The sequence below is a fragment of the Alicyclobacillus suci genome, from assembly GCF_017329615.1.
GTDB lineage: Bacteria > Bacillota > Bacilli > Alicyclobacillales > Alicyclobacillaceae > Alicyclobacillus > Alicyclobacillus suci.
The window spans coordinates 1-943 of sequence record NZ_JAFMTW010000133.1 but is presented as its reverse complement, the minus strand read 5'-3'; the positions used below and the strand labels follow the sequence as shown (position 1 = coordinate 943).

Below are 943 nucleotides of genomic sequence, written 5' to 3'. Positions count from 1 at the left end.
ACGAGGTCTCGGTGAGTCCAGAAGTTTGCAACCACAGGGGCGTAAAGAAAGGGGTCAATATTTGCTAGCTCTGCGAGTTGATAACCGGGATACCTGAGAGCAACCCCGCTAAGGGGCTTCCGGAGAAAAAACCCGCTAAGTTGTGGATCAGCGTATGGACCATAAGAGTTAGCACGGCCATGCCATCGTCTTCTAATTCGGCGACAGAGAATGACCCATTGTCATTGAGGACCGGAATCAAACCAACTGGCTTTTTTGCTTGGCACACTTTCAAGCACTTGTCCTGTAGATACATGAAGTCATCTTCTTTGAGATTGGCAAGCGGTCCAAGGATCGATGCGATATCAATGCTTTTTAAGTTGATTTCTTCGGGTTTATCCACCTGCTTCAAATCCAGGCCCTTTAACAAAGGCGCGAAGATGGGAGCCAATATGCCAGCCACTTTCGGGATGATAAACGCGCCTTCGCGTGCCGAAAACTTGCCTATCCGATATTCCTGACCTTTTATGGTCACGTCTTTATACTTTTCAGCCATCATTCATCCTCCTTACGCTACGTTTGTCTCCGTAATACTTGCTGCCATGAGGTTCCACGTCCGCTGTTGACCTTGTGCTTGATAGGACAACTCAGCACGCTGCTGGAACGAAACTCCCGTGGCCGTCACTAAGTCGCCCATGTACGGAGAACGGATGGTGGCAGACATTTGAGCCCATTCCGATGGAGACGCCGTGCGTAAATAGTTGAACGCATTGACTAGCCACTGGTTGGCGCCGGATGTTTGTTGAATCTGAATGGCTAAAGTCCCATTGTCACCCTCTATTTTCGACACCATGACTGAGCCATCAGCAGCCACATCATGTGCTGTACGGTCAGTGCTCATCGTCACTGTTACAGTCCCGATACCTTCTCCTGAGATGACATACTGTCCGAGGGAAGGATGAGA

2 protein-coding genes are annotated in these 943 nt (G+C 49.5%); both read right to left on the bottom strand.

What is annotated here, in order from left to right; genetic code table 11:
- Nucleotides 1–64: 64 nt before the first annotated feature.
- Nucleotides 65–535 (bottom strand): phage tail assembly chaperone, encoded by a 471-nt coding sequence (locus tag J3482_RS20115; RefSeq protein ID WP_206923074.1) that lies wholly within the window; start codon nt 533–535, stop codon nt 65–67.
- A 12-nt stretch (nt 536–547) separates the two neighbouring features.
- Nucleotides 548–943: tail tube family protein (locus J3482_RS20110; protein WP_206923073.1), on the bottom strand; the 396-nt coding region annotated here is incomplete at its 5' end.

Coding starts and splice junctions, on each gene's coding strand:
- J3482_RS20115 (WP_206923074.1), bottom strand. CDS start 535: ATGGCTGAAAAGTATAAAGACGTGACCATAAAAGGTCAGGAATATCGG.